Consider the following 25,060-nt stretch of genomic DNA (forward strand, 5'->3'; position numbering starts at 1 on the left):
TTATGTCGTGCACAGATTAATATGAATAGTAAATCGTAAAATAGTAAATAAGAAGATGTTTCGATTTGAAGAACCTGCATATTTGTCCTTGTTGCTGTTGCTGCCTTTATTGGCAGCCTTTTACTTGTATTCCAATTATCGGAGACGAAGGAATATTCGTAAGTTCGGTGATCCGGTGCTGATGGCGCAATTAATGCCGGATGTGTCCAAGTACCGTCCGGATGTGAAGTTTTGGATGGTATTTGCCGCTATCGGATTGTTTGCAGTGCTGCTGGCTCGTCCCCAATTCGGCTCTAAACTGGAGACTGTGAAACGTCAGGGAGTGGAAGTGATGATTGCGCTGGATATCTCAAACTCAATGTTGGCGCAAGATGTACAGCCCAGCCGCTTGCAGAAAGCAAAAAGATTGGTGGCACAGCTGGTGGACAAAATGGAAAATGACAAGGTAGGTATGATTGTTTTTGCGGGTGACGCTTTTACACAGCTTCCTATTACCAGTGATTATATATCGGCTAAGATGTTTTTGGAATCTATCGACCCTTCATTGATTTCTAAACAAGGTACGGCTATTGGAGCAGCCATTAATTTAGCTTCCCGCAGTTTTACTCCGCAAGAAGGCGTAGGACGTGCAATCATTGTCATAACAGATGGTGAAAATCACGAAGGTGGCGCGGTAGAAGCCGCTAAGGCTGCTGCCGAGAAGGGCATTCAGGTGAATGTACTCGGTGTGGGTATGCCCGAAGGAGCACCTATTCCGGCAGAAGGAACCAATGATTATCGTCGCGATCGTGACGGAAATGTTATTGTGACCCGTTTGAACGAGCAAATGTGTCAGGAGATCGCCAAATCCGGTAACGGCATATATGTGCGTGTAGATAATACGAATGGTGCCCAGAAGGCAATCAGTCAGGAAATCAATAAGATGGCGAAAGCCGACGTAGAAACGCAAGTATATACAGAATTCAATGAGCAATTCCAGGCTGTGGCATGGATCATCTTATTGTTGCTGTTGGCAGAGATGCTGATATTGGAACGCAAGAACCCTCTGTTCCGTAATATTCATTTGTTTTCTAATAAGGAATGATGCGTATGTTACAGAAAAAATATATAGGATTGGCTTTATTGCTGTTGGCGGCAGCTACGTCTTTCGCCCAAAAAGCCGAACGTGATTTTATCCGTAAGGGAAACCGCTTTTTTAATGATAGTGTATATGTCAATGCAGAAGTGAATTATCGCAAGGCATTGGAGGTAAATCCTCAGTCCACCGTTTCTATGTTTAACCTTGGAAATACGTTGGCACAGCAGAATAAGTTGCAGGAAGCTATGGAACAATATGTTGCAGCCACAAAGATAGAAAAAGACAAGGATGATTTAGCGCAGATTTATCATAATATGGGAGTGATTTTTCAGTCACAGAAAGATTATGCTAAGGCGGTAGAAGCATACAAACAGTCGCTGCGCAATAATCCAAAGGATGATGAAACGCGTTATAACTTAGCTTTGGCCCAGAAAATGCTGAAAGACCAACAGCAGGATCAACAAAATCAGGATCAAAATCAACAACAGCAGAAGCAAGACCAACAGGAAGACAAAAAGGACCAGAATAAAGATCAACAGCAGAATAAAGAACAGCAACAACCACCTCAACCGCAAAAGAAGGATAACGAGATGTCTAAAGAGAATGCCGAACAGCTTTTGAATTCTGTTATGCAGGATGAAAAGGATGTGCAGGATAAGGTAAAGAAGCAACAGGTTATCCAGGGTGGACGTTTGGAAAAAGATTGGTAACAAACATAATTAGGAAATAATATATGAGAAAAATAGTTTTCTTATGGATAGCACTGATAATGGTCAGTTTGCATGCCTTTGCCGATGAAAAGGTATCGTTTACTGCATCTGCCCCCGATGCTGTAGCGGTGGGTGATCAGTTCAGGCTGTCGTATACAGTGACTACACAGAAAGTGAGAGATTTTCGGGTTCCTTCCATAAAAGGATTCGATGTACTTATGGGACCCAGCCGTTCACAACAGAAAAGTGTGCAGATTATTAATGGAGAAACTACCTCTACCAGCAGCATAACGTTTACATACATCTTGATGGCTACAAAGGAAGGCAGTTTTACTCTTCCCGGAGCTACCATAACCGCTGACGGTAACCAGATGGTTTCCAATGCAGTACATATAAATGTGCTTCCGGCAGACCAAGCAAATGGAGCGTCCTCCGGAAATAGTGGAAGACAAGGCGGAGCGGCAAGTCGTGCTTCATCGGGAACGTCAGTGTCAAATAGTGATCTATTTATTACTGCCACAGCCAGTAAGACTACTTTATATGAGCAAGAGGCTTTCTTGTTGACATATAAGATATATACTTTAGTTGATTTACGGGGCTTTGACAATGTCAAACTACCTGATTTCAAGGGATTCCATTCGCAAGAGGTGGAACTTCCCAATGACCGTAAATGGAGTCTTGAACACTACAAAGGAAGAAACTATCAGACAACCGTATACCGTCAATTTGTGCTCTTTCCACAACAATCGGGTAAATTAACGATTGATGCGGCCCGTTTTGATGCGTCTATCGCTAAGGCTACTCAGGTGGCCGATCCGTTTGAAGCTTTCTTTAATGGCGGAAATAATTATGTGGAAGTAAAGAAAACATTGGCAACTCCCCAGTTGACAGTTGACGTAAAAGAACTGCCGGTAGGAAAGCCCGCAGGATTCTCTGGCGGAGTGGGAGAGTTCAGTATTTCTTCATCCATAAACAGTACGAACGTTAAAACAAACGATGCTGTTACAGTGAAACTTGTCATTTCCGGAACAGGCAACTTGAAGTTGATTTCCACTCCGGAAGTTAAGTTCCCTGAAGATTTTGAAGTTTATGATCCAAAGGTAGATAATAAGTTCCGTTTGACGAGTGCCGGACTTTCCGGTAGTCAGGTAATTGAATATCTTGCTATTCCTCGTAATGCCGGTACCTATAAGATTCCTGCTGTGGAGTTCAGCTATTTTGATATCAAATCTCGTTCTTATAAGACTTTGACCACTGAAGGCTATGAACTTCACGTTGAAAAGGGAAGTGGTAATGCGGCACAAACCATTGCTAACTTCACTAATAAGGAGGATTTAAAGGTATTGAATGAGGATATTCGTTATATTAAGCAAAATGACGTCACTCTTTCTCGGAAGGGCGATTTCTTCTTTGGCTCTCTGCTATGCTGGTTATTCTATATTGTGCCTGGAGTTGTATTCATCTTGTTCTTTATCATTTATCGTAAACAAATAGCAGCCAATGCCAATGTTGCTAAAATGCGTACGAAGAAAGCAAATAAAGTTGCTGTGAAACGTATGAAAATGGCTGGTAGACTATTGGCCGATGGTAAGAAAGATGCATTTTATGATGAAGTGTTGAAAGCGCTTTGGGGATATATTAGTGACAAATTGAATATCCCGGTTTCACGCTTGTCTAAAGATAATGTTGAAGGAGAACTTCGTAATTACGGTGTGGATGATGCACTGATAAAAGAGTTCCTTGATGCATTGAATAATTGTGAGTTCGCTCGTTTTGCTCCTGGGGATGATAATCAGGCTATGGATAAAGTTTATTCAGATTCTTTGGAGGTTATCAGCAAAATGGAAAGCTCTATAAAACATTAATTGGGAGGACACTATGATGAAGAAAATAATATCCTTAACATTTGGATTGCTGATGACAATGGCTGCTTGGGGACAAAGTTCTGCAGCAGTAGATACTTTGACTCCTGCGCAAGATTCAGTCTCTATCGGTTCACATACGGAATTCGCAGCAGCTAAGATCTCAGATGATAATGTGACTAAAGCAGAGGGTGATAGTGCATATATGCGAAATGATTATGCTTCTGCCATTCAAATTTATGAGAGTCTATTAAAGAAAGGGGAAGCGGCAGAAATCTATTATAATTTAGGTAATAGTTATTACAAAGCCGATGATATAGCCAAAGCAATTCTAAATTATGAACGTGCTTTGTTATTGCAACCTGGCAATGCGGATATTCGTGCTAATTTAGAGATTGCGCGTTCTAAAACGATAGATAAAGTAGTCTCGGTGCCTGATATCTTTTTTGTAGCCTGGGTGAAGTCTTTGATAAATTGTTTAAGTGTAGATGCATGGGCTAAGTTAGGAATCGTATTCTTTATTCTTTTACTTATATCATTTTCTCTTTTTTTCCTTTTCAAACAGATTGTGTGGAAGAAGAGTGGGTTTATAGCCGGAATTGTATTCTTGTTTCTTGTTGTCTTGAGTAACATCTTTGCTTCAGAACAAAAAAGCGAGTTGGTGAATAGAAATAAAGCTATTATTTTATCTCCCAGTGTTACAGTACGAAGTACTCCCAGTGAGAGTGGCACCAGTTTGTTTATTCTGCATGAGGGACATAAAATAGAGGTTAAGGATAATTCTATGCGCGAATGGAAAGAAATTCGTCTGGAAGATGGTAAAGTAGGATGGGTTCCTACTTCTGCAATAGAAGTGATTTAGAGATAGTTTATTGCCGAATAGTAAAGCCCGCATGGGATATAAAAGGTGTTTTTCCTGTTTATATTTCATACGGGCTTTTGAGGTATTTATAGAATGTTAAACATATAACAGAAAAATACAAGTAAATAGTTTGTTTTATCTTTTTTTTTCCTTAAGTTTATAGCGTGATAAAACAATATCCAAAGTATTAACCATTAAATTTATGAATATGAGAACGATAACATTTAATGAACTCCGTAAGATCAAAGACTCATTACCCAGCGGTAGTATGCATAGAATAGCCGATGAACTCGGACTTAACGTTGACACTGTAAGAAACTTTTTTGGTGGCCACAACTTTAAGGAAGGCAAGAGTGTTGGGATTCATTTGGAACCAGGTCCTGATGGTGGTTTAGTAATGATTGATGATACTACAGTCCTGGATCGGGCTTTGAAGATTTTAGATGAGATTGCAGGCGAAGCTGTAGAACCCGTTCGGGCTTAAGAAAAATTAAAAAGAATCCCAATTGCTGAGAAACAATTGGGATTTCTTGTTTGTTTTTATAAACAATCTAATTGGATAACTTATGGAAGATAAATTAGTAACATTAGCTATTCTGACGTATGCAAAGGCACAGATACTGAAGAATGTTCTTGAAAATGAGGGCATTGAAACTTATATTCATAATGTGAATCAAATACAGCCGGTCGTATCCTCCGGTGTGCGTGTTCGTATTAAAGAAAGTGATTTACCGCATGCTTTGAAAATTACTGAAAGTTCAGCATGGCTGTCTGAAGAGGTGGTAGGAGAAAAGGCTCCAAAAATAGAGAAGGGAAGTAATAAAGTTGTGATTCCTGTTGATTTTTCAAATTATTCATTGAAAGCGTGTGAATTTGGCTTCAATTTTGCAAAAAACATAGATGCTGAAGTTGTTTTACTCCATGTTTATTTTACACCTATTTATGCTACGTCATTACCATATGGTGATGTTTTTAACTATCAGTTGAGCGATGAAGAAAATGTAAGAAGTATATTACAAAAAGTTCATGCAGATTTAAATGTTTTGTCTGATAAGGTAAAAGTCAAAGTCGCTTCTGGGGAGTTTCCTGATGTAAAATATGTTTGTGTGTTGAGAGAAGGTATTCCGGAAGAAGAAATATTACGTTATGCCAAAGAATATCGTCCGGTGATCATTATAATGGGAACACGTGGTAAAAATCAAAAGGATATTGATTTAATTGGCAGTGTGACAGCTGAGGTCATTGAACGTAGTCGTGTGCCCGTTCTGGCTATTCCTGAAAATACGCCATTCAAACAATTTAGTGAAGTGAAGCGTGTGGCGTTTATTACAAATTTTGATCAACGGGATTTAATCGCCTTTGATTCACTAATTAATAGTTTGAAACCATTCCATTTTTCTATATCTCTAATTCATCTTACTGATGTAAGCAACACTTGGAATGAGATTAAATTAGGTGGTATTAAAGAGTATTTCCAAAAACAATATCCACAATTAGAGATTTATTATGATGTAGTAAAGAATGATGATTTATTGAATAGCTTAGATAATTATATTAAAACCAATCATATAGGTATTATTGCATTGACATCATATAAGAGAAATATATTTTCTCGTTTATTCAATCCTGGAATTGCGAGAAAGATGATATTTCATTCTGATACACCATTACTGGTAATTTGTGGGCGTTCTAATTGATTTCTATTTGCTTTGATTATAGGAGGAATTATAATTCTACAATATCATGAATGTGTTTAATATAAAATATTAACAGATGTAATATTGTATTTAACATAAAGATACATTAAAAACGTAATATTCGATAAGTAATGTGATATAAACCGTCAACATAGGCAATAATAAGCTGCATAATAGGAAAGCCATTCAATAATATGTGCAATCCGTCAAACTGATATAACCGTACAACAGATAAAGAAGACAGGAAATCAAATATTTCCATTAAGTCATGAAAGGGTATAGGACACCATTGTATAGAGTAATTCATAATGTAAAGATTTTTATACTGTCATTTTTCGTATAATAGGACAAGAAAAGAAGACGGCCGAAATATTCATTAATCGGCCGCCTTTCAGGAAAATGACTAAGGTTTTACTTAAATAAATTACGAATAGCCTTGAATATACAATAATACACAAAGCAACCAATAGGCAAAATAAGAAGCCAAATTAAAGAAGTATTCATACAATTTAATATTTATATTAAAAACAATACAAATATATAAAATTATTTATGAACACCGTCAGGAACGCCAAATGAACTAAATGCACGAGACATAGTTTTAAAAATACCTACTTTATCAGTATCATAAATAGCATTAAATAAAGACTCCTTAACTAATTTCACGCGGTCACGATAAGTTTCTGCATCATACTGATTCTGCATAGCCTGTCCATTAGCACGAACAATAGTTTCAGCAAGTTTCTCAATTTCATGCCGAGCTTGTTTTTCAGTAAGATTCTTTTGTGCATACTTCAATGCAATATCGGCAGCACCTAAAGCCAACTGTGTTCTTTGTTCATACGGCAAAAATTTAAGTTGTTGTTCACGCAACAAATTTTCAGTAACAGCAATCTTTGTTTGAGCCTGTATTTGACGAACATTCTCATTATTAACAGCAACCTGCGATGCAGAGAGATCCTTTTGAATAGAAGAGAGAACACGCTGGATAGCTACACGTTCATCATCATTCTTAGCTTCATTATAAGTCTTATACAATTCAGCAATTGCTTTACTTGCAATATACTTACCTTCAATGCGCAAATTATCGGCTTGTGCATTCTGAATATTACGTTGAGAACCTGTCATAATGGTATCAATAGCATGTCCAAGTCCTTGCATAACACCTGAATAATCAGCAGAATAGGGAGTAGCGGTAGGAGGTTGAACACCTTGTGCACTGGGAGAACCAGCAGACGGGGCAGAACCTTGTGTTCCTGATACAGAACCAGCAACACCAGCAGAACCACCATTCATCATCATATAGGGATTCAAACCAGCAGCTTCCAAACGTGCACGTTGGGCAGACGGGTCATTATACTCGTTTTGCTTATTCCACATTTCAGTCTGGTAAGCTTTATTATCCTCATACAACTTCCAAGCATTCGCCTTTTGGTCGTCATAGAATTTCCATTGGTCACCTAACTGTGTCTGATACATTTCCTTATTATAAGCAATCTGTTTATCAAACATCTTTTCATTAAAGGCATTGTTCATTTGAGCAATTTCCTTGTTGGCTTGATTCTGCATATGAGTAGTAGAAGCACCACCAATAAGGGAAGTACCTGCACCAATAGCAGAACCGACAATACCAGTCATAGCAGCAGCACCCATAATTCAATATTTTTATAATTACACATAACTTTATATTTCAAAGGTATTATTTCATAGGGCATAGCCCTGGAGCCCCCCCTTAAAAGGGGACCCCCCAGTTAAGGTTTAGGTTAAAAAATAAAAGGGGAGACTGCTCGCAGGCTCTTTTTTATTTTAGAACTGAAGACCATAACCGAGGGAAAAATAATTACTCAGCAACAGGAGCAGGCTCAGGAGGAGGAGTAGGTTCAGAAACTGGTTGAATTTCAACAGCAGCGGCGGCAATCATTGCATCCTGAGAACTCATAAGATACTGAGACCAAGCCATTAACTCACTCGGTGTCTGAATAAATCTTGACTTAACAAATGAACATAACTGCTCATCAGTCATCTTTTTACGCAAATCTGACATTTTAGGCTCGGAAACAGACAAATTGTCAAAATATTCAACAAGCTGCGAACGTGTAAGCTTATCCAAACGTTGCTGATTAAACAACATATAAATATCAGAAGTAATACGAATAGATTTCTTACCGTCACACTCTATTTCCTGAAACATAAATTCATGAAGAGGAGAGGGTTCTACAAACTCACTACCTGACAATACGGCAGAATTAACATTATTAGGTTGAAACTTATCTACATAAGGTTCAACACGTCGTTTTATACACCACATAAAAAATAATATTAAGTTAATTAATAAGGCAAACCGTCAGTATCAAGATTACGGACAGCTTTAATATCAAAAAATGAACTACACAAAAACTGGTCTGTATTTGTATCATCACCAGCCTGGACAGCAAATATAGGATCAAGACAATCAGGATTAACTTTAAAGAATGTAAAATTCATAGGAGCAACAGAGGGAACAGGTTCAGACGGCTCAATAGGCGGAGCATCATTAGGAAGAGTAACCTGTTTCAAAACAGAAATATTACCATAAGATATTACCCAAGAATTCAACGTACGCTTAAAACCACCAACTGACTGATCTACTGATGTTTTATAATCAATATAACGAGGTACATAACCAAGAACCAATCCAGAAGCATTAGCAAACGAACGCAATGGGTTCATAAGCTGAACCAGCGGCATAGACTGCATACCTACTCGGTCAAATTCAGGAATAGCATAATCAGTTGAATTTACTTTCAAGAATGCAGGATCAAGCATATCGGTAGTATAGTCAAGCAAAGGAAGACAATGATAAATACACATAATCAAACCATAGCGACCATTACTATTAAAATTAATCTCACCATTCGCAACACCAACACCTTTACCAGCAATATCAGCAGCAGCACTTCCTGTAATATTAGTATTAATGACTTCGTTAATATCAATAGAGGAAGAAACACCACCAAGATAGGTACATAATTCAGAAAAACCGTCACCAACAGAAACACCCCAGTGTTTCTCTAACTGGTCTTTATAATCCTTATTACCTGATTGGGTAATCTCTTTCCATTTCTGTAAGAATTCTGCTTGACGAAGAACCAATATGGAGAGGTCGCCAACAGTATCAAAAGCAGGTAAGTTCTTAGTAGCCGTACCAGACGCAGTAGTAGGAGAAGTACCAACGGTTGAAAAGTTAGACAACGTAAGCTTACCAGTTACATCCGGAGTAATCGAAGCAACAGCCGTTTCACCATATTGTTGATGTGGAAGAACGCCATGGAACAAGTCTTTTTGCCAATTACAATAACGCAAATCAAAAAAATTATAGTTCTGATAAAATTCAGTAGAATAAGCATTATCAAGATTCATTGAAGAACCGTCCAAATAGTCAACGTTAAAAGTAGAAGGAGAAACTCTTTCCCATTGACTATCACGATAGAAATCTGAATATATTTTCTGATAAGCAAGCAAACCAAAAATATTATGATTTAAATTAGCCATTAAAGGCGCAGTATTCCAATCATCAGTCAAAAATGATTCATAATTACCATAACCAAGATACTCCAACAACTTTACAGAAGATTTTGAACGATTATAGCCAAAATAATTAGATTTATAATCAGCTAAAGCAGAAGCAGTACTAAGAGCATTAATATAAGAAGCAATTGCCTCCGAAGTCATATAAGGCATCTCACCACTCAAAACAAAATTTCTTGTAGGATCAATAGACACAGCATGTTGAGGGTTATCATACATTTGTGTTAACACTGTATTAGCCTTATTCCATAATAAGTCATAAGGAACAAAGAAAAAATCATAATACTCTCTAATACGCGCGAACGCGGCAGTATTAACAGGTTGAGTACGAGTGAACGCCTTAAGATTAATTTTAAAGGTATCACCAGGTAAAACTTCTTTCACCATAACTGGAAGAAGTTCTCCAGCCTTAGCAGTAAAATTTTTCTTAAAGGACAAATCAAATCCATTACGCGAAGGTTTATTACGTATGGACTTTAGAGACATAATATTTGCCATAACATTAAAAAATTAAATTAAACATTATTCGTCGACGAAAATTTTATTCAAATCATTAAGTTTCTTGTGTTTAATACGATCAGAAAACAACTTACTTATCTGCATATCATACAATCTATATACAGGAGTTTTCTTATAAACCTCAGAACTAAAGTAAACATTGTCATAAAAAAATGGATAATAACTATTCTCCCAAGCATCAGACATTAAATCAAGGTCACCAACCAAATCACTCTCATAGAATAATTGCTGATTCTCAAAAAACGTTTTCAAGTGCATATAATCCAAACGGGAATAAAATTCTTCAATAAGCTTCAACTTTCGTTTCTGCTCCGACAAGGTAGGTCTATCACACACAAAGTACAAAAAGTGTTTCGAAAGAAGAAGCTCCGTATAGACACGATGAACATAACGACACATCTCAATACTATCAAGAGAATAATTAACTATCTCAGGTTCAAAGAAATATTGGGAAAACTGATATAAATCAGATTGATCAGAAACCTCACCAAATATATCCAAACAATAAGTATCTTTCTTATTATGAAAGTAGTAAATATAACCTACTATTTCTTTCGCGAGCGCGAACGTCGTTTCGGCGGACGGGAATAAACGCCTTGCTGTATCATATAATCCATAAGAGTAAGCACGTTCACGTGAAGATTTATCAGCAAATCCTTTACATTTGGGGAAGAAGTAAGCGTAAGCCGACCTCCATACATCAAATTCCTTATAGCGTCCATTGATAACGATGCTTCGCTTAACAAACTGCTCAGGGGTAAGTGAATATACTTTCGCTCGTTCACTTTGCAAAAAGCCTTGACCCAGTTTTTGAGAATGAACGCAGAATGGACAGAGGGTAGGTAACGTAAGAACTTTGGGTACAAGCACACTGCTATTAACATAGCCCGCAACGTACGATGAACACTTACCTTTGGATAACTGACAGTCGACACGACCAAAGGGCCATGCCTCAGATACAACCTTTGAACATACTTGTAAGGCTTCATCTGATTGGAGGAATAATAAGATATGATAATGCGGGCGGAAGTGTACGGGGCCATATTCGCCAATGGCAAAATAACGCACTTTTTCTTTGGGGAATCTTTTTGCAACATAATAACGGAATCTTTTAAAAAACAACTGTAAATCAAACTTTCTCAAATAGGGGAGATAACCAAATAAATGGAATTTTTCTTGTAAACGTTCAATCTCTTTTATAGACAAATCAGCCTCGCCAAGATACTCACCAGTTTCAACATCTACGAGGTCATGTCCATAAGGCCTTTCCATAGAATCAACAAACTGTGCACGAGGGATGAAACGATTTGCATAAGTAAGTGTAATAAACAACGTATGTTTAGATGAATAACTTTCCAAATCACACTGAAATGCATATCGGGAATTCTTAGCCAAAATACAAGCTTTACAATGTCCACAGGGAACAGTCATAGCTTCATTCGTATAAGGGTTAACAATACGTTGGGGGTTCAGACACTTGCAAAAGGGGTTGAACAACGACATAATCACTTATAATTTAAATCAACAGTAGTAGAATCAACAGAAGTAGCTTGTGACTGCTCAGTAGACTGATTACTATTAGTATTGTTCTTACTAATACTCATACTCATAGTGCATGATACACAAAGCCAAACGGCTGCAATAGCTACAACCGCTTTGACTACAATCTCAATTGTTTTGTAAATCTTTTCTTTGTCCATAACAATAAAAGAATTAAAATTAATACTTAATACAATAATAATCTACACAAGTCCAGCAATGAAGCTCAGACATAGCATAAAAAACAGCCAAGGCCTCAGACAAAGTACAATCCTTAAATATCTTACGATGAACACGACCATCATAAAGAGAAAAAAAATGAATAATCACTCTACGATACTTAAGTGAAACACGCTTTGAAGAAGATTTTCTCATAACTATAATAATTGATTACGACACAAATATAATCACAAAAGTAAATTCTACAATATCATGATTATGTTTAATATAGGGGTGCGTAATAATTATTTAATTAGCCTCTATCATGGAAAACATAATATTATAAAAATGGCTGTTCCACACAAGAACAGCCATTTTTATAATATTTACGATTATTGCATTAACTTCTCTATCGCATCAAATTCAGGACCCATTTGCAGATTGTAGTAAACTCGATACAATCCATTTAACCACAAATCTTTTTGGTCAGGTTTCAATTCTTTTGCTTTTTCATAATTAGGTCTTGCCTTTTCATAAAAAGCTTTTAATGTAGCCTGATCATCTTTATATTTAGGATTATTGACATCAGTAGTTGCTTTTTCTGAGAAATCCTGTGCCTGTAAACAGTAAATCAGACCTAAGTTTGAATATGCTTCTGCATAGTTAGGATCAACTTCAATAGTCTTTTTATAGAATTCAATGGCCTTATCATAATCTTTCATATTATGATAGAGATACCCTTTCACATATAAATAGAATGTGTTGTTAGGATCCTTAGCCAGCATGTCGTCTGCAAATTGCATTGCTTCATCAAACTTATTGCTATTGCTATAATAATCAATCAGATGACCAAAAAAGAATGAATGTTCCGGATATTTTTGAATGCCATCTTTTAAAGAAGCAATCCATTTAATAGTATCGCCTTGAGCTTTTAATGCTGTAGAAATGAATTCCATGGCATACTTCCCTACCTCCTTGTCTTCTTTTGCATATGGAGCATATTTCAAGACATTAGGATAATCTTCCATTTTGGCAGCGGCTAAACTTGCATAATAAGCAATTTGAGGTAATACAGTATCTGTTTGAAGCAGATTTTCCTTTTCAAACATTGGATTGGCAGCAATATCTACATAAGTTGCAAAAAAATCAAGAGCTTCTTTATTCTTATCCAAATTGAAATATTGAATACCGCCATTAATCAAATTAGGACGTGCTGCTAATATAGCGGCGCTATTTGATTTTCTGTATTTATTCTTGATTTTACCTTTTTCATTGGGTATTTGTGCAAGTTCGTCACACTTAAAGTAATATTTACACATGTTCAGTGCGCTATTATATACTTTAAGAGTGTCATAAGGCTTTCTCAAATATGCATTTTCCATTTCTTTTTCATTGATTCTTTTTTGAATAAAGCCTGCTACGTCCCATGTTTCGGCATTGTCCTTCGTTTCAGTGTTGGTCAAAGCTCCGTTGATAAGTTTCTCTGCTTGGGCAAAGTCTGGTTTTACTTCGTTAGCAATGCTCTTAGCTTCTTTTACGCTTTTTTCTTGAGCGAAAGTGAAGCCTACTGCAAGTAGTAAGACCATTGAAAATAGTACTCTTTTCATGATTGTAGAAAATTTTAAATTAATATTATGTCTATTCTTCATTTTCATTATTTACTTCATTCTGAGGAGTTTCTGAAATATTTTCATCTTCTTCTGTGATGATATCCTCTTCGGTTTCTGAAGTCACTTTACATACAGAACCAATTTCATCATTACGTTTCTCAAGATTAATCAGTCGTACTCCTTGTGTGGCACGTCCCATAATACGAACATCGGCAACTTTCAGACGAATGGTAATTCCGGATTTATTGATGATCATTAAATCATTTTCATCTGTAACAGACTTGATGGTCACCAATTTGCCCGTTTTATCAGTTATATTCATGGTTTTTACACCTTTACCGCCTCGGTTTGTTTTGCGATAATCTTCAATGTCAGAACGTTTACCATATCCTTGTTCTGATACCACCATAATTGTTTCAGCTTCAGGATCTTTGATACAGATCATTCCAACTACTTCATCTTGTCCGTCTTCATCAAGTGTCATACCACGTACGCCGGTAGCTGTACGTCCCATTACACGTACGGCATTCTCGTGGAAACGAATAGCACGCCCGTTGCGATTGGCGATGATAATTTCATTATTACCATTAGTCATACGTACTTCGATAACACGATCATCTTCACGAATAGTAATGGCATTGACACCATTTTGACGAGGACGAGAATATTGTTCAAGTAATGTTTTCTTAATAACGCCATTCTTGGTACAGAACAATACGTAATGACTATTGATGAAGTCTTGGTCATTCAAGTTTTTCACGCGTAGATATGCGTTTACAGCATCGTCAGAATCAATATTCAATAGATTCTGAATGGCACGCCCTTTAGAATTCTTTGTACCTTCAGGTATCTCATACACTTTTAGCCAATAACACTTACCTTTCTGCGTGAAGAACATCATGGTATTGTGCATTGTTGCGGGATAGATATGTTCCACAAAGTCTTCATCGCGTGTTTCTGTTCCCTTAGAGCCTACTCCGCCTCGATTTTGAGCTCGGAACTCGCTTAATGGAGTACGTTTGATATATCCCATATGAGAAATGGTAATAATCATTTCGTCGTCTGCATAGAAATCTTCCGGATTGAATTCTTCAGATGAATAAACAATTTCAGAGCGACGTTCGTCACCATATTTATCTTTGATCTCGATTAATTCGTCTTTGATAACTTTACGGCAAAGTTCATCGTTGACAAGGATTTCTTCCAAATAGGCAATCTGTTTTTGGATTTCTTCATACTCAGCATGAAGTTGGTCTTGCATAAGGCCGGTCAATTGGCGCAGACGCATTTCTACAATGGCACGTGATTGGATTTCTGTCAGTTCGAAACGTTCCATCAAACCGCTGATCGCATCATTCGGAGTCTTTGCTGCACGAATAATTTTGATTACTTCATCAATATTGTCTGATGCGATAATCAAACCTTCTAAGATATGAGCACGCTCTTTAGCTTTACGTAAATCATATTGAGTGCGGCGAATAACCACGTCATGGCGATGTTCTACGAAGTATTTAATAAGCTCTTTCAGGTTCAATAAACGAGGACGACCATGTACTAGCGCCACATTGTTTACACCAAAAGAAGTCTGTAATAATGTCATCTTATAGAGCTTATTCAGCACTACACTGGCGTTGGCGTCCCGTTTCACATCGATGACAATACGCATACCTTCGCGGTCAGACTCATCATTAGCATTAGAAATGCCTTCTATCCTCTTTTCATTGGCTAAATCGGCAATAGATTTGATTAATTCGGCTTTATTGACTCCGTAAGGAATTTCAGTAACGATAATCTTGTCATGGGTAGAGGTTGTCTCTATTTCTGCTTTGGCGCGCATTACGACACGTCCACGACCAGTTAGATACGCCTCGCGTACGCCACTCATACCATAAATATATCCTCCTGTCGGGAAATCAGGAGCCTTGACATAAGTCATTAAGGACTCAATATCAATATCATTATTATCGATATATGCAATGCAGGCATCTATCACTTCAGATAGATTATGGGTTGGCATATTTGTGGCCATACCTACGGCAATACCAGAAGCTCCATTTACAAGGAGATTTGGGATACGGGTAGGCATCACAGTTGGCTCCAATAATGAGTCATCGAAGTTGGTTTGCATATCAACAGTTTCTTTATCAAGATCCTGCATCATTTCTTCCCCAATCTTCTGCAAACGACATTCTGTATAACGCATGGCGGCAGCACTGTCTCCGTCCACAGAGCCATAGTTACCCTGTCCGTCTACAAGCATGTAGCGCATAGCCCAAGGCTGGGCCATACGAACGAGAGCACCATATACGGAAGAGTCACCATGTGGGTGATATTTACCTAATACCTCACCAACAACTCTGGCAGATTTTTTATAGGGTTTATCCGACGTATTTCCCAGTCCCATCATACCGAAAAGGATTCTTCGGTGAACAGGTTTAAAACCATCTCTAACATCAGGAAGGGCACGCGAAACAATGACCGACATAGAGTAGTCAATGTACGAAGACTTCATTTCCTCCTCGATGTTAATCTTTATAATTCTGTCTTGTTCAAGCATTTAAAAAGATTATTAATTATACATTTTGGGGTTTGTGAAAAACCACGCTAAAGTACTGCTTTTTTACGATATACAAAAGTTTTCCTTCATAAACTTTGTTGCCGGCCACATTCTTACAGAGATTCCCTCTATATAGGATCATGATAGAGTTCACCTGTAAACAAGGGAGGATTGGAAATAGATGAATTGTGCGTTATTATATATAAGGTGTAGGAGAAAAACGGGAATAACATTATGATTTGTGGCACAGGATTTGTACATTATTAATTCAGTTTGTGATACGCAATATAAAGAAATGCGTATCTTTGTAATAGAAAAACCTTTAATTGAGGAGATTAAAATTATATGAACAATCAATTTTCACAAAGAGTTTCTGATATAATAACTTATAGCAAGGAAGAAGCTAATAGGTTGAGAAATAGATATATCGGTCCTGAACATCTCCTACTTGGTATGTTGCGTGACGGCGGTGGAAAGGCTATCGAAATATTGATGAGACTCGATATAGACTTGAAAAAGGTGAAGAAGCGTATCGAAAGTTTTTTGAGAGAGGCTGAAGATGACACCCTATTACCGGATGCAGATGTTCCATTGTCTCCAATGGCTGCTAAGATATTGAAAATGTGTATTTTGGAAGCACGTGTCTTGAAAAGTGCAACTGCCGATACTGAGCATGTATTATTGGCTATATTGAAAGATGGAGATAATTTGGCTGCTACTGTCCTGGAAGAAAATCGTGTAAACTATCAGTTTGTATTCGAGCAGCTTACAATGCAATCTACTAATCCGAACGCAGGAATGGGATTTCAGGAAGAAGATGAAGAGGATGAAGAAGACATGAATATGTCTCATTCTTCCCGTAGCGCAGGAATGGGAACGGCTTCTTCTGCACAAACAGCATCAAAGCAACCCTCTAATGATACTCCGGTATTGGATAATTTCGGTATGGATATGACTCGTGCAGCTGAGGAAGGTAAACTTGATCCTGTGGTTGGGCGTGAACGTGAAATAGAGCGCTTGGCGCAGATTTTGAGCCGTCGTAAGAAAAACAATCCAGTGCTGATTGGCGAACCGGGAGTTGGCAAATCGGCTATTGTAGAGGGACTGGCATTGCGTATTGTCCAAAAGAAGGTATCTCGTATCCTATTTGATAAACGGGTTGTTATGCTTGACATGGCTTCTGTTGTGGCTGGAACTAAATATCGCGGGCAATTTGAAGAGCGTATACGTTCTATTATTAATGAATTGCAGAAGAACCCGAATATAATTCTATTTATAGATGAAATTCATACTATTGTAGGTGCTGGTGCCGCTGCAGGTTCTATGGATGCGGCTAATATGCTGAAACCGGCCTTGGCTCGTGGTGAAATACAATGCATCGGTGCTACAACTCTTGATGAATACAGAAAGAATATAGAAAAAGATGGAGCTTTGGAACGTCGTTTTCAAAAAGTGATTGTAGAGCCCACAACTCCGGAGGAAACCCTTCAAATATTAAAAAATATAAAAGAAAAGTATGAAGAGCATCATAATGTTGATTATACAGATGAAGCGTTGGAGGCATGTGTCAAGTTGTCAGACCGTTATGTAACTGATCGCAACTTTCCTGATAAAGCTATTGATGCTTTGGATGAAGCCGGTTCACGCGTGCATCTAATGAACATAAATGTTCCTAAAGAAATTGAGGTACAGGAAAAGCTAATAGAAGACGCACGTGTTTTGAAGGCTGAAGCGGTGAAATCTCAGAACTTTGAATTGGCTGCTAGTTATCGGGATAGAGAGAAAGAACTTTCTGTTCATTTGGATGAAATGAAAGCTGAATGGGAAGCGCGTCTCAAAGATGATCGCCAAACTGTTGGTGAGGAAGAAATAGCCAATGTAATTTCAATGATGTCTGGGGTACCGGTGCAGCGTATGGCTCAAGCGGAAGGTATCAAACTGGCTGGCATGAAAGAAGATTTGCAAGCCAAGGTTGTGGCACAAGACACTGCTATTGAAAAGCTTACCAAAGCAATATTGCGCAGTCGTGTAGGATTGAAAGACCCTAATCGTCCCATTGGTACATTTATGTTTCTTGGTCCTACCGGTGTAGGCAAAACACACTTGGCAAAACAGCTGGCTAAATACATGTTCGGTTCCAGCGATGCGTTGATACGTATCGATATGAGTGAGTATATGGAAAAATATACGGTGTCTCGTATGATTGGTGCGGCTCCGGGATATGTCGGTTATGAAGAAGGCGGACAGTTGACGGAGAAAGTACGCCGCAAACCTTATTCCATAGTGTTGCTTGATGAAATTGAGAAGGCGCATCCGGATGTTTTCAACATCTTGTTGCAGGTATTGGATGAAGGGCGTCTTACTGACAATTATGGCAGAACCATTGATTTCAAGAATACTGTGATTATTATGACCTCCAATATTGGAACCCGCCAATTGAAAGAATTCGGTCGTGGTGTGGGATTTGCGGCGCAAGCTCGTACGGATGATAACGAACATTCGCGTAGTGTGATTCAAAAGGCGTTGAATAAGACTTTTGCTCCTGAGTTCTTGAACCGTTTGGATGAAATCATAACGTTTGACCAGCTTTCACTGGATGCTATTACAAAAATTGTAGATATAGAGTTGAAAGGCTTGTATGGGCGTGTTGAAGCTATTGGCTATAAGATGGTTGTGGATGATGAAGCCAAAAGATTTCTTGCAACGAAAGGTTATGATGTACAATTTGGTGCTCGTCCGTTGAAACGAGCCATTCAGAATTATTTGGAAGATGGACTTTCGGAACTTATTATTTCGGCTGGGTTACAACCGGGAGATACGATTAACGTTTCTGTAAATAAGGAGAAAGATGAGTTGAATATAACCAAAGCGTAATAAAAGTTTTTATAATAAAAAGCAGTCAAAATGTCAGCTCTTGGGAGCTGGCATTTTTTTTGTGTTCTGTTTGCCAAAGCAATGAAATATAAATATAAATTTAAAATATAAGTTTAGTATGCAAAAAGGAAATATTGGGGTAACTACAGAAAACATTTTCCCCGTTATCAAAAAGTTTTTGTACAGTGATCATGAGATTTTCCTTCGTGAATTAGTATCTAATGCAGTTGACGCTACTCAGAAGCTTAAAACGCTGGCGTCTATTGGCGAATTTAAAGGTGAAGTCGGTGATTTGACAGTACGTGTGTCTTTGGGTAAGGATACGATTACCGTATCAGACCATGGAATTGGTTTAACGGCAGAAGAAATAGATAAATATATTAATCAGATTGCATTTTCGGGAGCGAATGATTTTTTGGAAAAATATAAGAATGACGCCAATGCTATTATCGGCCATTTCGGACTTGGTTTCTATTCGGCTTTCATGGTTGCCAAGAAAGTTGAAATAATTACCAAGTCACATCAGGAAGGAGCTAAAGCTGTGAAATGGACTTGTGATGGTAGTCCCGAATTTACAATTGAAGATACAGAGAAAGCGGAACGCGGTACTGACATAGTTCTTTATATAGATGATGATTGTAAGGAATTCCTTGAAGAAACACGCATATCTTCTCTTTTGAAAAAATATTGTAGCTTCCTTCCTATTCCTGTTGCATTTGGCAAGAAAAAAGAGTGGAAAGACGGTAAGCAGGTTGAAACAGAGGAGGATAACATTATTAATGATGCAAATCCGTTGTGGACACTGAAACCCAGTGAATTAAAAGACGAGGATTATAAAAAGTTCTATCGTGACCTTTATCCGATGTCCGATGAACCGTTGTTTTGGATACATCTGAATGTGGATTACCCGTTCCATCTTACAGGTATATTGTACTTTCCAAAAGTAAAGAGCAACATAGAGTTGAACAAAAACAAAATACAGCTCTATTGCAATCAGGTGTATGTAACGGACTCCGTAGAGGGCATTGTTCCAGACTTTTTGACTTTGTTGCATGGAGTACTTGATTCGCCGGATATTCCATTGAATGTTTCTCGTTCCTATTTGCAAAGTGATTCTAATGTGAAGAAAATTTCTACATACATTACAAAGAAAGTATCCGATCGCTTGCAATCTATATTCAAGAACGATCGTAAACAGTTTGAGGAGAAATGGAATGATTTGAAAATCTTTATTAATTATGGAATGCTCACTCAAGAGGATTTCTATGATAGAGCAAAAGATTTTGCCCTTCTTACCGATACTGATAACAAACATTATACTTTTGAAGAGTATAAGACTTTGATAAAAGACAATCAGACTGACAAGGATGGTAACTTGATTTATCTGTATGCCAACAATAAAGATGAGCAATACAGCTATATTGAGGCGGCCAAGAATAAGGGCTATAACGTATTGTTGATGAATGGACAGCTTGACGTTGCTATGGTAAGTATGTTGGAGCAGAAATTTGAAAAAGTACGTTTTACTCGCGTAGACAGTGATGTCATTGATAACTTGATAGTTAAAGAAGACAAGAAAAACGATGTATTGGATGCCGGTAAGCAAGAGGCTCTCTCTGCTATTTTCAAGAGTCAACTGCCGCAAATCGAAAAAACAGAGTTTAGCATAATGGCGCAATCTTTGGGGGAAAATGCATCGCCGGTGATGATTACTCAAAGTGAGTATATGCGTCGTATGAAAGAAATGGCTAATATTCAGGCCGGAATGAGTTTTTATGGTGAAATGCCGGATATGTTTAACTTGGTATTGAATGCTGATCATAAGTTAGTCAAAGAGATTCTGGATGATGAAGATAGAGAATGTACAGCAGCTATTGCACCGGTTCAGAAAGAAATGGATGATATCAACAACCGTCGTAATGAACTGAAAAAGAAACAGGAAGGCAAAAAAGATGAGGAGATTTCTACTGTTGAAAAAGATGAAGTAGACAGTTTGGACAAGAAGTGGGAAGAACTGAAAGCACAGAAAGAAAGTCTGTTTGCCAACTATGCCGCCCATAATAAAGTTGTTCGTCAATTGATTGATTTGGCTTTGCTTCAAAACGGCATGTTGAAAGGTGAGGCTTTGAATAACTTTGTTAAAAGAAGCATTGATCTGATTAAATAAGCCCCTTTAAATTTATTATATAGGGCATTACAGCTTATATGAGTTGTAATGCCCTTTTTTTGTCTGTTTTTTCGTAATGATTATGTTTTTTTCCGTTGGATACGAGGTTTTTGGAAACTATTGTCTATATTTGGACATTGAATAAACTAGTATATTTCACTCGAAACTATATTCATGAAAAGATTTCTTTTGTTTTTGTCACTCTGCCTGTTCTTTCTGCCGTTTACTCAAGCTCAGAAAGTAGGACTTGTTTTGAGTGGCGGTGGTGCAAAAGGCATGACGCATATCGGTATTATTCGTGCTTTGGAAGAAAATAATATTCCTATCGATTACATTACCGGTACTTCTATGGGAGCTATTATTGGTTCGCTTTACGCTATGGGATATTCTCCTGATGATATGGAAGCATTGCTGCGCTCAGAAGACTTCAAACGTTGGTATTCGGGGCAAATAGAACCCGAATATGGGTATTACTTTAAGCAAAACCGACCTACTCCGGAGTTTTTCAATATTCGTTTCTCTTTTAAGGATTCGTTGCATATCAAGCCTCAGATACTTCCTACTAGTATGGTAAACCCTATTCAGATGAATTTGGTTTTTGTCGAGCTTTTTGCACGTGCTACAGCGGCATGTAATGGGGATTTTAATCATCTGTTTGTGCCTTTTCGTTGCATAGCTTCCGATGTGTATAACAAAAGGCCGTTGATTATGCGTAAGGGGGATTTAGGAGATGCGGTACGCGCTTCGATGAGCTTTCCGTTTGTATTCAAACCGATAGAAATTGATAGCGTTTTAGCTTATGACGGTGGAATTTATAATAATTTCCCGACTGACATCATGCGCGAAGATTTTCGGCCGGGAGTCATTATTGGTAGTGTAGTGGCTGCTAATCCCGGTAAACCAAAAGAAAATGATTTGATGAGTCAGCTTGAGAACATGATTATGCAGAAAACGGACTATACTCTTCCGGATTCTTTGGGTATTGTTATGACATTTAAGTATGATGACGTAAGTCTTTTGGATTTTGATCGTTTGCAAGAATTGCACGATATCGGCTATAATCGGACTATCAGCCTGATGGATTCTATAAAAAGTCGTATACATCGGAGAACAAGTGCAGAGAATGTACGTTTAAGGCGTCTTGTATATCGAAGCAATTTACCTCAGTTCCGTTTTAGAGACATCTATATAGAAGGAGCTAATCCACAGCAGCAAGCCTATATTAAAAAAGAGTTCCATGATGAAGACCATGAGGTGTTTACATATGAAGATTTGAAGCGTGGTTATTTTCGCCTATTATCCGATAATATGATATCGGAGATTATCCCACATGCGGTTTATGATCCCAAAAACGACTTATATTCATTGCATTTAAAGGTTAAAATGGAGGATAATTTCTCTGTACGAATGGGCGGAAGTGTTTCTACGACCAGTTCTAATCAGATTTATTTAGGACTGGGATATCAGAATCTGAACTATTATTCCAAAGAAATTACTCTTGACGGTCAGATTGGTAAGGTGTATAATAATGCGCAACTTATGGCTAAAATAGATCTTCCTACTCGTGTTCCGACCTCCTATCGCCTTATTGCTTCTTTGAGCACGTTCGATTATTACAAAAAGGATAAGCTTTTCTCTAAAAATGATAAACCTTCTTTTAATTCTAAAGATGAGCGTTTTGTGAAGTTGATGGTGGCTCTGCCTTTTTTAGCAAATAAGCGAGCCGAAATAAGTATCGGATATGGAAAGCTTCAGGATAATTATTTCCAATCCAATGTGATAAACTTTGATAAAGATCGTTCGGACAGGAGTACTTACAACCTTTTAGGAGGTGCTATAGGCTTTTATGGTAGTACATTGAATGCACGACAATATGCCACAAAAGGCTATTTTGAAAAATTGGTAGCACAGGTTTTTACCGGAAAAGAAAAGTTTATACCGGGAAATCCTACAGAAACAAGTTTCACAACTAAAGACCGGCAGTCTTGGTTACAAATTTCTTATATGAAATATGCGTATCATACCATGGCTCCAAAGTTTACTTTGGGGTGGATGGCGGAAATGCTATATTCATCGAAGAATTTTTCAGAGAATTATGCGGCAACTATGTTGCAGGCTGCAGATTTTTCTCCGACTCCCCATAGCAAGATAATGTATAATGAGGCATTCCGGGCCAATCAGTTTTTAGCGGCAGGTATCAAACCGATTTTTGTTTTCAATGACATGTTTCAAGTTCGTTCTGAACTTTATGGATTCATGCCTATATTTCCTATTAAAAAGAATGCTTTGAACAAGGCTTATTACGGAAAAGCGTTTTCCCGCTTTGAATATTTGGGAGAAATTTCAGTGATATGTCAATTACCATTCGGAGCGATATCAGCATATGTAAATCATTATAGTTCACCGAAAAAGGAATGGAATGTGGGGCTGACACTCGGTTGGCAATTGTTTAATTACCGATTCATTGAGTAATTTTCCTCAAAAAAAGTGTGCATATTGTTTGCTAATTTAGAAAAAGTACGTATCTTTGCACCCGTTAAACAAAAAGGCCGCGTAGCTCAACTGAATAGAGTAGCTGACTACGGATCAGCCGGTTACAGGTTTGAATCCTGTCGCGGTCACAATTTGTTAATAATAAAGGTCGCGTAGCTCAACTGAATAGAGTAGCTGACTACGGATCAGCCGGTTACAGGTTTGAATCCTGTCGCGGTCACAATTTGTTAATAATAAAGGTCGCGTAGCTCAACTGAATAGAGTAGCTGACTACGGATCAGCCGGTTACAGGTTTGAATCCTGTCGCGATCACAAAAACCTCTACATTTATTGTAGAGGTTTTTTGTTTGTTGCATTATAAGATTGACCCATAAAAAAAGCCTCGCTAATGCGGGGCTTTTTTATGCTCTAATATATAATTTAGCATTTGATATTTAATTCGTTTAATATCGTACGCATAGCTTCGAAAGTTGTGATTCTAGTTGGCACGAGTGGCAGACGAAGTTTATTTTCAATCATTCCCATTGCATTTAGCATAGCTTTAACTCCAGCAGGATTACCGTCTACAAAGAGTAATTTGAATAATTCAGCAAATTTGTGATGAATTGTCAGTGCATTTTGGTAATCTCCTTGTAATGCCAAGCGCACCATACGACTGAATTCGCGCGGGAAAGCATTTCCTATGACCGAGATGATGCCAACTGCCCCTAAGGTGATCAAGGGAAAGGTGATGCCGTCATCGCCTGAAATAACGTCGAAATTAGCAGGTTTATTTTTGATGATATCATCCATTTGGGTAATGTCACCTGATGCTTCCTTGATTGCAATGACGTTTTTGAAGTCACGTGCAATTCGTAAGGTTGTTTCAGCTTTCATATTTACACCGGTGCGTCCCGGTACGTTATAGAGTACAATAGGGAGCTCTGTGGCTTCGGATATCGCTTTATAATGCTGGTAAATACCTTCTTGAGAAGGCTTGTTGTAATATGGTACAACAGAAAGAATCGCATCTACTCCGGTAAAATCGTCATTTTTTAGAGTATCTACCACAGCGCGAGTATTATTTCCTCCTACTCCGAGTAAAATAGGTATTTTCCCATTCACCCGTTCGATAACCATTTTCTTAATTTTCTTTTTTTCGTCTTCAGTCAAAGTCGGAGTTTCTGCTGTGGTACCAAGCACGCATAAAAAGTCAGTGTTGTTTTGAAGCTGATAGTCTACTAAACGCATCAATGCATCGTAATCAACGCTTTCATCCTCTTTAAATGGAGTAATCAGCGCTACCCCCATTCCTTTCAATCTAGTCTGTATCATGAGTATTATAAAGTAGTCTCTAATTAAATGACTCGCAAAAGTACGATTTTTT

The 25,060-nt window shown here is 37.8% G+C and carries 17 protein-coding genes and 3 tRNA genes; 12 read left to right on the forward strand and 8 right to left on the reverse strand.

Translation table 11 applies throughout. The features are described 5' to 3' along the window. Positions 1 to 55 precede the first annotated feature (55 nt). The 6 genes from NQ546_RS11210 to NQ546_RS11235 all read left to right on the forward strand — a co-directional run bounded on the left by NQ546_RS11210 (position 56) and on the right by NQ546_RS11235 (position 6,209). The gene (locus NQ546_RS11210) at positions 56 to 1,084 is read left to right on the forward strand and encodes a VWA domain-containing protein (RefSeq protein WP_004291041.1); all 1,029 of its coding nucleotides are present in this window, start codon (positions 56 to 58) and stop codon (positions 1,082 to 1,084) included. After that, complete coding sequence (locus NQ546_RS11215) at positions 1,081 to 1,788, forward strand: tetratricopeptide repeat protein (protein ID WP_004291040.1); 708 nt, start codon at positions 1,081 to 1,083, stop codon at positions 1,786 to 1,788. Before NQ546_RS11210 ends, NQ546_RS11215 begins: the two co-directional genes overlap by 4 nt. Positions 1,789 to 1,811: 23 nt before the next feature. Then, the gene (locus NQ546_RS11220; protein WP_004291039.1) at positions 1,812 to 3,653 is read left to right on the forward strand and encodes a BatD family protein; all 1,842 of its coding nucleotides are present in this window, start codon (positions 1,812 to 1,814) and stop codon (positions 3,651 to 3,653) included. A 13-nt stretch (positions 3,654 to 3,666) separates the two neighbouring features. After that, positions 3,667 to 4,512, forward strand: coding sequence for a tetratricopeptide repeat protein (locus NQ546_RS11225; protein WP_004291038.1), 846 nt, complete (start codon positions 3,667 to 3,669; stop codon positions 4,510 to 4,512). Positions 4,513 to 4,714: 202 nt separating this feature from the next. Next, positions 4,715 to 4,996, forward strand: coding sequence for a hypothetical protein (locus NQ546_RS11230; protein WP_004291037.1), 282 nt, complete (start codon positions 4,715 to 4,717; stop codon positions 4,994 to 4,996). A gap of 82 nt (positions 4,997 to 5,078) precedes the next feature. After that, positions 5,079 to 6,209, forward strand: a complete 1,131-nt coding sequence (locus NQ546_RS11235) for a universal stress protein (RefSeq protein WP_004291036.1) — start codon at positions 5,079 to 5,081, stop codon at positions 6,207 to 6,209. Positions 6,210 to 6,755: 546 nt separating this feature from the next. On the opposite strand, the gene NQ546_RS11240 is transcribed toward NQ546_RS11235, so the two are convergent. The 7 genes from NQ546_RS11240 to gyrA form a co-directional block, all read right to left on the reverse strand. Next, the gene (locus NQ546_RS11240; RefSeq protein WP_004291034.1) at positions 6,756 to 7,862 is read right to left on the reverse strand and encodes a hypothetical protein; all 1,107 of its coding nucleotides are present in this window, start codon (positions 7,860 to 7,862) and stop codon (positions 6,756 to 6,758) included. A gap of 187 nt (positions 7,863 to 8,049) precedes the next feature. Then, the gene (locus tag NQ546_RS11245) at positions 8,050 to 8,517 is read right to left on the reverse strand and encodes a hypothetical protein (protein WP_004291033.1); all 468 of its coding nucleotides are present in this window, start codon (positions 8,515 to 8,517) and stop codon (positions 8,050 to 8,052) included. Positions 8,518 to 8,537: 20 nt separating this feature from the next. Then, complete coding sequence (locus NQ546_RS11250) at positions 8,538 to 10,274, reverse strand: major capsid protein (RefSeq protein ID WP_004291032.1); 1,737 nt, start codon at positions 10,272 to 10,274, stop codon at positions 8,538 to 8,540. Between the two features lie 24 nt (positions 10,275 to 10,298). Beyond that, positions 10,299 to 11,726, reverse strand: a complete 1,428-nt coding sequence (locus NQ546_RS11255) for a rolling circle replication-associated protein (protein WP_239463442.1) — start codon at positions 11,724 to 11,726, stop codon at positions 10,299 to 10,301. Positions 11,727 to 11,800: 74 nt separating this feature from the next. After that, positions 11,801 to 11,995, reverse strand: a complete 195-nt coding sequence (locus NQ546_RS11260) for a hypothetical protein (RefSeq protein WP_004291030.1) — start codon at positions 11,993 to 11,995, stop codon at positions 11,801 to 11,803. A gap of 390 nt (positions 11,996 to 12,385) precedes the next feature. Next, entirely contained in the window at positions 12,386 to 13,600 is a 1,215-nt protein-coding gene (locus NQ546_RS11265; protein WP_229093431.1) for a tetratricopeptide repeat protein, read from the reverse strand. Positions 13,601 to 13,631: 31 nt separating this feature from the next. Further along, complete coding sequence (gene gyrA, locus NQ546_RS11270) at positions 13,632 to 16,160, reverse strand: DNA gyrase subunit A (protein ID WP_004291028.1); 2,529 nt, start codon at positions 16,158 to 16,160, stop codon at positions 13,632 to 13,634. A 345-nt stretch (positions 16,161 to 16,505) separates the two neighbouring features. Between gyrA and NQ546_RS11275 the strand changes: the two genes are divergently transcribed. The 6 genes from NQ546_RS11275 (at position 16,506) to NQ546_RS11300 (ending at position 24,006) form a co-directional block, all read left to right on the forward strand. After that, positions 16,506 to 19,034, forward strand: coding sequence for an ATP-dependent Clp protease ATP-binding subunit (locus tag NQ546_RS11275; protein WP_004291027.1), 2,529 nt, complete (start codon positions 16,506 to 16,508; stop codon positions 19,032 to 19,034). Between the two features lie 118 nt (positions 19,035 to 19,152). Continuing rightward, the gene (htpG, locus tag NQ546_RS11280) at positions 19,153 to 21,201 is read left to right on the forward strand and encodes a molecular chaperone HtpG (RefSeq protein WP_004291026.1); all 2,049 of its coding nucleotides are present in this window, start codon (positions 19,153 to 19,155) and stop codon (positions 21,199 to 21,201) included. 174 nt (positions 21,202 to 21,375) lie between these two features. Then, the gene (locus NQ546_RS11285) at positions 21,376 to 23,673 is read left to right on the forward strand and encodes a patatin-like phospholipase family protein (RefSeq protein WP_004291025.1); all 2,298 of its coding nucleotides are present in this window, start codon (positions 21,376 to 21,378) and stop codon (positions 23,671 to 23,673) included. Between the two features lie 75 nt (positions 23,674 to 23,748). Beyond that, positions 23,749 to 23,822 (forward strand) — tRNA-Arg (locus tag NQ546_RS11290). Positions 23,823 to 23,840: 18 nt separating this feature from the next. Then, a tRNA-Arg gene (locus tag NQ546_RS11295) sits at positions 23,841 to 23,914 on the forward strand. Between the two features lie 18 nt (positions 23,915 to 23,932). Beyond that, positions 23,933 to 24,006: transfer RNA gene (locus tag NQ546_RS11300), tRNA-Arg, on the forward strand. Positions 24,007 to 24,114: 108 nt separating this feature from the next. Here the strand turns inward: NQ546_RS11300 and dapA are convergent. Continuing rightward, complete coding sequence (gene dapA / locus NQ546_RS11305; protein WP_004291024.1) at positions 24,115 to 25,008, reverse strand: 4-hydroxy-tetrahydrodipicolinate synthase; 894 nt, start codon at positions 25,006 to 25,008, stop codon at positions 24,115 to 24,117. Positions 25,009 to 25,060 lie beyond the last annotated feature (52 nt).

It is taken from the genome of Bacteroides eggerthii (genome assembly GCF_025146565.1).
Classification (GTDB): domain Bacteria; phylum Bacteroidota; class Bacteroidia; order Bacteroidales; family Bacteroidaceae; genus Bacteroides; species Bacteroides eggerthii.